The organism is Schnuerera sp. xch1 (genome assembly GCF_019931165.1).
GTDB lineage: Bacteria > Bacillota > Clostridia > Tissierellales > Tepidimicrobiaceae > JAIOUP01.
This window is the reverse complement of sequence record NZ_JAIOUP010000029.1, coordinates 1-9121: the sequence shown is the minus strand read 5'-3', so window position 1 is coordinate 9121 and position 9121 is coordinate 1. Positions and strand designations below refer to the sequence as shown.

11 protein-coding genes are annotated in these 9121 nt (G+C 30.4%); all 11 read left to right on the top strand.

What is annotated here, in order from left to right; all coding sequences use genetic code 11:
- The coding region (locus K8M07_RS12345; protein ID WP_223379384.1) for a PIG-L deacetylase family protein at positions 1–620 on the top strand (620 nt) is incomplete at its 5' end.
- A 74-nt stretch (positions 621–694) separates the two neighbouring features.
- Positions 695–1816 (top strand): glycosyltransferase family 4 protein, encoded by a 1122-nt coding sequence (locus tag K8M07_RS12340; RefSeq protein WP_223379382.1) that lies wholly within the window; start codon positions 695–697, stop codon positions 1814–1816.
- Between the two features lie 5 nt (positions 1817–1821).
- A complete protein-coding gene (locus K8M07_RS12335; RefSeq protein WP_223379380.1) occupies positions 1822–2307 on the top strand; it encodes a DUF4330 domain-containing protein in 486 nt (161 codons plus the stop codon).
- A 19-nt stretch (positions 2308–2326) separates the two neighbouring features.
- The gene (locus K8M07_RS12330; RefSeq protein ID WP_223379378.1) at positions 2327–2881 is read left to right on the top strand and encodes a hypothetical protein; all 555 of its coding nucleotides are present in this window, start codon (positions 2327–2329) and stop codon (positions 2879–2881) included.
- Positions 2872–4206, top strand: a complete 1335-nt coding sequence (locus K8M07_RS12325) for an O-antigen ligase family protein (protein ID WP_223379376.1) — start codon at positions 2872–2874, stop codon at positions 4204–4206. The genes K8M07_RS12330 and K8M07_RS12325 overlap by 10 nt, the downstream gene beginning before the upstream one ends.
- 14 nt (positions 4207–4220) lie before the next feature.
- On the top strand, positions 4221–5327 hold the full coding sequence (csaB, locus tag K8M07_RS12320) for a polysaccharide pyruvyl transferase CsaB (protein WP_223379374.1): 1107 nt from the start codon (positions 4221–4223) through the stop codon (positions 5325–5327).
- Positions 5328–5333: 6 nt separating this feature from the next.
- Entirely contained in the window at positions 5334–6089 is a 756-nt protein-coding gene (locus K8M07_RS12315) for a WecB/TagA/CpsF family glycosyltransferase (protein WP_223379372.1), read from the top strand.
- Positions 6090–6105: 16 nt separating this feature from the next.
- A complete protein-coding gene (locus tag K8M07_RS12310) occupies positions 6106–6960 on the top strand; it encodes a YitT family protein (protein ID WP_223379370.1) in 855 nt (284 codons plus the stop codon).
- A gap of 13 nt (positions 6961–6973) precedes the next feature.
- The gene (locus tag K8M07_RS12305; protein ID WP_223379368.1) at positions 6974–7801 is read left to right on the top strand and encodes a transketolase; all 828 of its coding nucleotides are present in this window, start codon (positions 6974–6976) and stop codon (positions 7799–7801) included.
- Entirely contained in the window at positions 7794–8729 is a 936-nt protein-coding gene (locus K8M07_RS12300; protein WP_223379366.1) for a transketolase family protein, read from the top strand. The genes K8M07_RS12305 and K8M07_RS12300 overlap by 8 nt, the downstream gene beginning before the upstream one ends.
- 119 nt (positions 8730–8848) lie before the next feature.
- A partial coding sequence (locus tag K8M07_RS12295) for a protease complex subunit PrcB family protein (protein WP_223379364.1) occupies positions 8849–9121 on the top strand: 273 nt, incomplete at its 3' end.

Here is a 9121-nt window from a genome sequence, read left to right as displayed (position 1 = left end):
GGTTTGATACAATCTATTTTTTAGATGAATTAGATGGTAGATTAAGCTCATCTAAACAAGAGGTAGTAGAAAAGATACTAAATATATTAGATGAAGAACAACCCACTATTATATATACACCATTTTTAATAGATGGACATAATGATCATGTTGAAACCACAAGATCTGTTTTAAGGGCCTTAAAATTATGGAACAAAGAGTTTGATAAGATTTATATGTATGAAGTGAATTGTCCTATACTTCCAGAGTTAGTAAATTCTTTAAGTATTATGGATCGAGATCTATATGATAAAAAAGGAGATATGTACCATATATTTAGTTCTCAATGGGCTATGGGATTTGATTCTTTTAGATTATTGGATAAGCGAAAAAGTCTTATTGCTGAGATTGGCGAAAACTCATATGAAATATATGGTGCAGAAACCTTTATTAGAGTAGATGTAAAATTGTTACAGAGAATAGAGGATATGTTAAAGGAAGAAGATTTCAAACCTGGGTTCTTTAGACAGTTAAGTAGTGAGTATACTTTGCTATCTTCATTTAAAACTAATGGGGATTTGAAGAAAAAATATAGTTATAAGGCAAAGAACATATTAGCTTCACAAGTTACAGAAGAATAGTATTTATGGTATAATAATTCAAGACTGTTTTATTAGTTATGAAAGGAGGAAGCTCTGAATTAGGGCTAACTATAATGAAAGTACTTCATTTAATTAGTGGCGGAGATACAGGTGGAGCGAAAACCCATATTATTTCGCTTATGAAACAATTAAATAGACTGATTGATGCTAAAGTTATTTGCTTTATAAAGGATACATTTTATGAAGATGCTATAGAAGCAGGAATAAAAATTGAGGTGTTCAAACAGAAAAGTAGAACTGATATGTCAGTAATAAATAGATTAGCAGAGGAGATAAATAATAAAAATTATGATGTGGTGCATTGTCATGGGGCTAGAGCTAATTTTATTGGTATGTTTCTAAAAAGCAAAATAAACAAGCCTATGATAACAACTGTGCATAGTGATTATAAACTAGATTTTAATGATAATTTTTATAAAAAAATGGTGTATACTCCTATGAATGCAATAGCATTGAGAAGATTTGACTACTATATAGCAATTTCTGAAGAATTCAAGAAGATATTAATAAATCGAGGATTTAAAGAGGAAGAAATTTTTATTGTATATAATGGTATAGATTTTGAAACTGAGTTTGAATATGTAAGTAAATCAGAATTTCTAAATAGATACAATATTGATGCAGAAGGTAAGATTATAGTCGGAATTATTGCGAGATTGGATTTAGTCAAAGATCATGAAACTTTTATTAAAGCTGCCTCTAAAATTCTTCAAAAAAGAAAAGATATTATATTTTTAATTGCCGGTACAGGCAAAGATGAAAATAGAATAAAGTCTCTAGTAAGTGAGATAGAAATTGAAGACCATGTTTATTTTTTGGGACATGTAGACGACCAATATTCTTTCTTTAACGCTATAGACATAAATGTGTTAACTTCAATTAGTGAAAGTTTTCCATATGTTATATTAGAAGGAGCTAGGCTTAAAAAACCTGTAATCAGTACAAATGTAGGTGGGATTCATCATTTGATTGAAGATGGTTATAATGGATGGCTAATAAAAGTTAAAGATAACGAAACTTTAGCAGAGAAAATACTATATTTTATTAATAATAAAGATGAAATACAGATTATGGGAGATAACTTATACAAAACTGTTAAAAAGGATTTTTCTTCTCGAAATATGGCAGAAGAACATCAAAAAATCTATGAGCGAATAGTGAAGAACAGGAGGTAATATAGTTGAAAATAATAAATGAAAAGGGAAAATTATTTGGTATTGTAAATATAATAGATTTGATTGTTATATTGTTGATTGGACTATTGATTATTGGAGGGATTTTACGCATGAGACAAAGACCTACTTCTACTACGGAGGCGAAGAAAGCTGAGATAACTGTAGAAGTTCCGGATGTAAGAACCCCTAGTGTAGAAGGGCTTGTTATTGGAGATCCAGTATATCATTATGATAAGGGAGAATTATTAGGTACAATTGTAGATAAGAAAGTAGAGCCTTATAAGGAGCCTGTTGAAAGTGGAGACGGCAAATGGGTGTTAGCGGAAGTTCCTGAAAAATATGTGGTTACTTTGACAGTAGAAGCAAATGTAAGAGAAAATTCTGATGTGGTAATAGCAGGCGGAGAACAGATTAGAATTGGAACTCAATTTAGACTTAAAAATAGAAATGTAGCTGTGATGGGAACAATTCTTGGAGTTGAAGTAGAATAAGTGGACTAGGGGTGGTTCTATGTATAATAGTATTGTAGTCCGAGAACTAGTTAGGATATGGAATGTATTTATTGGAGGATATAATAACAGTATTTTAAAGAAGTTTCTTGGTATATTTAAAAGAGGTTTAAGATTATTATCTAAGGGCTCCTATACTATAGCTTTATTTACATCTGATAGGAACTTATTAGAAGAGAGCACATTTTATACTTTATATAGAAAGATTGTTGATTTAATAAATAAAATTATAAAAACAATGAGAAAACGCATCGAAAATTTAAGTTCACAAAGTTTTATATACAATGGTATCCATGACCTTTTTGATACTGAGATTCAGTTTAAAAATACATTTTGTATATTTTTCTTAGCTTTTGGTATGAGTATTATCGTGAACAATATTGTGAGAGGATTTTATTCTGGAAGATCTTACTTAATTTCCATATTGTTAATAGTTTTTTCTTTAATTGGATTGATAATTGGAGAAAATTATGGAAAAGTTTTAAAAGGAAGCTATGTTTTTAACTTTGTAAAGGATATATTCGATATAGATGAGGAGGTGGATCAGTGGTGGTAGAACATTTAAAAAGAAAGGAAATGATCTTTCCTATAGTATTAGGGGTGATATTTTCTCTATTATACTCTAGATTGTCTTTAGAATATTTTGCCCTTATTCTATTTGGGTTCATAGGAATAGTATTGGTACTATATGATATAAGAATTGGGATATTCGTAGGTGCTTTTATTTTTCCATTCATGCCGGATATGTTTAATTTATTATTCATGATTTTTTTAGTAGGAGTATATGTATTTAAAATTTTGTTTAACAAGTCAAATCCTTTAACTAAACAGAACATAGATATATCCATAATATTATATATAATATTTATTTTAATTTCTACTATTACATCTATTGATCCTACTGGTAGTTTTAGAGATTTATCAATCCACTTTACATCTATTGGATTTTTGTTTGTGATAGTAAATAGCATACACACTAAAAGGGATTTTAATAAACTAGTAGTTTTTTTAGTTATTTCAGCCACTTTGGTAGCAATGTATGGATTTTATCAGTATACAAATGGAGCAATCGAAATGGAAGATAAATGGGTTGATGATACAACTAATCCGGATGTGCAAACAAGGATTTATTCTGTGTTTGGTAACCCTAATATATTTGCTGAATATTTAATAATGATTATTCCTATATCACTATCGCTATTCTGGTTTTCTACAAAATTTCATAAAAAAGCAATATTTTTAATAACCAGTTTAATTTTGACACTGGCTTTGATATTGACAATGTCAAGAGGCGGATGGGTAGGATTTGCATTTGGAATTTTTGTATTTTTATTATTAATTGAAAAGAGATTACTTTTATTAGGCATACCAGTAGCAATAGGAGGGGTATTTTTCTTGCCTCCTACTATTTTAAACAGATTAATGAGTATAGTAAACTTGGCAGATTCATCAAATTCATATAGAATTAGACTATGGAGCATTACCTTGGATATAATTAGAGATAATTGGCTTGTAGGAGTTGGATTTGGACATCTTCCTTTTAAGCAAACATTTGAAACCTATATTAGGACAATGCCTACTTACCATTCTCATAACACTTATTTGGAAACTATGGCTGAAATGGGTATACTAGGATTTATAGTTTTTGTAGTTTTTATATTTATATTGTATAAGTATTCAATCAAAAGATTAGTAAAAGGAAATGATAGATATATAAAAATAATGTCAGCAGGGCTATTATCAGGGCTAGCAGCTGTATTGGCTCAGGGATTAGTAGAAAACATATTATATATACCTCGAATAATTACTACTTTTTGGATATTGGTTGCACTAATATTGAGTCTTATGAGAATTTCAGACAAACCTGAGGAGATTGGTTAAAAAGGAGAATACTCATGGATATAAATAAACGAATTCTTATATCTGGATATTATGGATTTAATAATAGTGGAGATGATGCTATATTAAAAGCTATAGTTAAGGATATAAAAAAAGCTAATGGTTCTATAAAAATAACTGCTTTATCCAATAATCCACCTTTTACAGAGAAGATATATGGTATACATGCAGTAAATAGGTTTAAAATGAAGGATGTTTTAAAGGCCATCAAAGATTGTGATTTATTTATAAGTGGCGGTGGCAGTTTGCTACAAGATATAACTAGTACTCGGTCTTTATTATATTATATAGCTCTTATGAGATTAGCTAAAATATATAGAAAAACAATAATGGTATATGCTAATGGAGTAGGGCCAATCAATAAGAATATAAATAAAATTTTAACTAGGAATATTTTAAATAAAGTGGATTTAATAACATTAAGAGATGAAAATTCGAAAATATTTTTAGAAGGTTTAAAAATTAAAAATCGAAATATTCATGTAACAGCAGATCCAGTATTTACCTTAGAACCTAGTGAGGATATAATTGTTAATAAAATATTTGTAAAAGAAGGAATACCGCTTGATAAGCCTTTAGTTGGAGTTTCCATAAGGAATTGGAATAATAAAGAAAGATTAATAAACAATTTAGCAAAGGCCATAGATAATATAATATCTAAATACGGTGTGAATGTGGTTTTGATTCCCATGCATTACCCAGAAGATTTATCTATAAGTGAAAGTCTATCGGGTAAGGTAACCAAGAAAGGATGTTACCTTATCTCAAATAAATATAGTGTAGAGGATATCATGGGTATTATAAAGAGATTAGAGATAATAATTGCCATGAGACTTCATTCCTTAATATATGCAGCAACTCAGGAAATACCAATGGTAGGAATTGTATATGATCCTAAAATTGAAGGATTCTTAAGATCAATAAAAATGGATCATATGTGTCAAGTTGAAACCGTAGTGTATTCGCAGCTAATTGAAAATATTAACTTTGTATGGAGAAACAAGGAAAATATAAAAAGTAGATTAAGTGAATATGATAAAGTGATGAGACAAGAAGCATTGAAGAATGTAGATATGGCATTGGAGCTTTTAAATAGTAGGTGATATGTTATGGAAAAAGTAAAGATTTTTGGGGTTGAAATAGATAATGTTACATTTGATGAGGCGACTGAAATTGTGAAAGATTTCTTTAAAGAGAATAAATTAAATACCATATGTACTCCAAATACTGAGATAGTAATGGCAGCTAAAGAAGACGATAGTTTACGTGATCTTATAAATAAAAATGATTTAGTAATTCCAGATGGTATTGGACTTATCTATGGTTCTAGAATAGGAAATAAACCTTTAAAGGAGCGAGTAACAGGATTTGATTTATCTATAAAAATTCTTGAGATTGCTAACAAGGAAGGATATAGTATATTTTTGCTTGGTGGTAAAGAGGGAATAGCTCAAAAAGCTGGAGAAAATATTGTGAAACAATACCCGAATATTAAATTATTAGGGTCTCATCATGGATATTTTAAAGGTTGCCATATTGGGTATAATAACCATGAAGAAGAACTAAAAGTACTTGATGAAATAAATGAATTGAAACCAGATATTATATTTGTTGGGTTGGGATTTCCTAAACAGGAAATTTGGATATCTGAAAACAAGGATAGACTTAATGGAAATATTATAATTGGTAATGGCGGTACAATAGATATACTTTCAGGAAGTACCAATAGAGCACCAGAAGTATTCCAAAGATTAGGATTAGAATGGTTCTACAGATTAGTACAAGAACCTTCCCGTATCAGACGACAAATCGTACTACCTAAATTTATCTTATCTGTGTTATTTAATAAGGATATAGTTGAATAATTAAGGGAGGTTTTTTATGACTCAAAGAAAGTTATACGAACTATTTAAATCATTAATAGGTTTGGCTTTAGGGACATTTTTATTAGCAGTTGGATTGGCATTGTTTTTAGAGCCAAATACGATTGCACCAGGAGGAGTAACAGGCTTTGCTATAGTGTTGAAACAGGTTACTAACATACCTGTTTATATAACCAATTTAGTTATAAATATACCTTTATTTATTACTGGGATTATAATTTTAGGTAAAAATTTTGGATGGAAAACATTATATGCTACTGTACTTCTGTCAGTTTTTTTAAAAATTATTCCCATCAATGAGATAACAACGGATTTACTTTTAGCTTCAATATTTGGGGGGTTAATATCTGGAGTAGGTTTGGGAATAGTATTCAAGGTTGGTGGTACTACTGGAGGCACAGATTTAGCAGGGTCTATATTCAATAAGATATTACCTGGTTTTAGTGTGTCAACTTTTATGATGGCTTTAGACTTAATTGTAGTTATATTTGCTGGGATAGTAGACAAAAGAGTTGAAACTGCTCTCTATTCTGTAATTGCATTGTTTATTACTGTTAAAGTAATAGATTTAATTTTAGAAGGAATGACATATGTAAAAGCATTCCTTATAATAAGCAATAAGCCAGAAGAAATCAGTAATAGAATTATAGAGGATTTAGATAGGGGAGTTACTTTATTAAGAGGAAAAGGTATGTATACTAAAGAAGAAAGAGATGTTTTGCTTTGTGTAGTAAATAGATATCAATTTACTAAAACTAAGAATATTGTCCATGAAATTGATCCAAATGCTTTTATAATGGTTACAGAACTTTCTGAAGTATTGGGTGAAGGATTTAAACAAATAGAAAATTAGTGGGAGGTTTAAAATGGATACATATAAAGATTTAAAAACTATTGCTAACAGATTAAGAATCAACATAATAAATATGCTTGAAGAATCAAAATCAGGTCATCCTGGAGGCTCGTTGTCAATTTGTGAAATACTTACAGCTCTTTATTTTAAGGAAATGAATGTAGATAGTAATGATCCTCATTGGGATGAAAGAGATAGATTTGTACTTTCTAAAGGACATGCTGCTCCTGTTCTCTATGCAGTTTTAGCAGAAAAGGGATATTTTCCGAAAGAAGAATTGATGAAATTGAGAAAGATAGGGGCAATGTTGCAAGGGCATCCTGATATGAAAGGAACTCCAGGTATAGATATGACTACTGGTTCCTTAGGTCAGGGATTAGCGACAGCTAATGGTATGGCATTGGCCGGAAAGATTGATAATAAGAATTATAGAGTATATGCATTAATAGGAGACGGAGAATCACAAGAAGGTATAATATGGGAAGCAGCAATGCTAGCATCTCATTATGAGCTAGATAACCTTATAGTTTTTATGGATCATAATGGATTACAAATAGACGGATTTAATAAAGATGTAATGAATATAGAACCAATAGATAAGAAATTTAAGGCTTTTGGTTGGCATGTAATAAATATAAATGGACATTCTTTTGAAGAAATATTCAACGCTATAGAAGAAGCAAAAAATACTAAGAAGAAACCAACCATGATTATCGCAAAAACCTTTAAAGGGAAAGGTGTATCGTTTATGGAAAATCAAGCAGGATGGCATGGTAAGGCACCTTCACAAGAGGAATCTAAAAGAGCGATTGGCGAACTAGGAGGGAACTTAAATGACTAATATGATAGCGACTAGAAATGCATATGGTGAAGCATTAAAAAAATTAGGTAAAATAAATAAAGATATTGTAGTATTGGATGCAGACCTTTCAGGTTCAACAAAAACTGCTATGTTCAAGGAAGTTTATCCAGAAAGATTTTTTAATATAGGAATAGCAGAACAAAATTTAATGGCTACAGCAGCGGGCTTAGCTACAGCAGGAAAGGTACCTTTTGCTAGTACTTTTGCTGTATTTGCTACAGGAAGAGCTTATGAGGTAATAAGAAATTCAATTGCATATCCAAAGTTAAACGTAAAAATCGCAGCTACTCATGCGGGATTAACAGTAGGAGAAGATGGAGCTACACATCAAGCACTTGAAGATATAAGTCTTATGAGAAGTTTACCCAATATGGTAGTTTTAAATCCTGTAGACGCAGTAGAAGCAGAGCAATGTATATATAAGGCATCAGAACATAATGGGCCTGTTTATATTAGGCTAGGGAGAAGTAAAGTGCCAATAATACTTGATGAAGATTATAAATTTGAAATAGGTAGGGGTGTGCAGTTAAAAAAAGGAGAAGATATAACTATAATAGCTACAGGAGTTATGGTGGCAAAAGCATTAGAGGCAGCTGAAGTACTTGATAGGGAAAACATATCAGCTAGAGTTATCAACATGTCTACTATTAAACCGATAGATAAAGATATAATAATTAAAGCAGCTAAAGAAACAAAAGGGATAATTACTGTAGAAGAACATAGTATAATTGGAGGATTAGGTAGTGCAGTAGCAGAAGTATTAGTTGAAAGTACTCCTGTTCATATGGAAAGAATAGGTGTTACAGATATATTTGGAGAATCTGGGGATGGAAATGAACTATTGAAGAAATATGGACTTAATGTAGAAAATATCGTTGATAAAGTTAAAAAAGTATTGTCTGAGTAAGTGAATAATGAATATATTATAACACTAGCATATTTTGGTGCTATTTTGTCTAAAAGAACATAAACTTCTGCCTTTGGGAATATGATGATATAAGAGAGACTTAGGTAGGAGGGATTTATGTGAAGAAAAGATATATAATTATTGGAATAGTTATCATATTGTTGTTAGCTGCTTTTATAACTACAAAAATATTGAATAAGGGTGATGATGCGGTGAAGTTTAAGGTTTTAGAGTCATCTGAAATTCCAGAAAAGATAAAAGAGATACTTCCCAACTATTTATCAGAAGAGAAAGCACTAACTTGTAGATTAGATAAAGAAATATATGTAGTGGTGACTAGAGGCGAAAAAAGGACAGGGGGATATAGTGTAGAAGTAGATACTATAATAAAA

Coding starts and splice junctions, on each gene's coding strand:
- K8M07_RS12340 (WP_223379382.1), top strand. CDS start 695: ATGAAAGTACTTCATTTAATTAGTGGCGGAGATACAGGTGGAGCGAAA.
- K8M07_RS12330 (WP_223379378.1), top strand. CDS start 2,327: ATGTATAATAGTATTGTAGTCCGAGAACTAGTTAGGATATGGAATGTA.
- csaB (WP_223379374.1), top strand. CDS start 4,221: ATGGATATAAATAAACGAATTCTTATATCTGGATATTATGGATTTAAT.
- K8M07_RS12315 (WP_223379372.1), top strand. CDS start 5,334: ATGGAAAAAGTAAAGATTTTTGGGGTTGAAATAGATAATGTTACATTT.
- K8M07_RS12310 (WP_223379370.1), top strand. CDS start 6,106: ATGACTCAAAGAAAGTTATACGAACTATTTAAATCATTAATAGGTTTG.
- K8M07_RS12305 (WP_223379368.1), top strand. CDS start 6,974: ATGGATACATATAAAGATTTAAAAACTATTGCTAACAGATTAAGAATC.
- K8M07_RS12300 (WP_223379366.1), top strand. CDS start 7,794: ATGACTAATATGATAGCGACTAGAAATGCATATGGTGAAGCATTAAAA.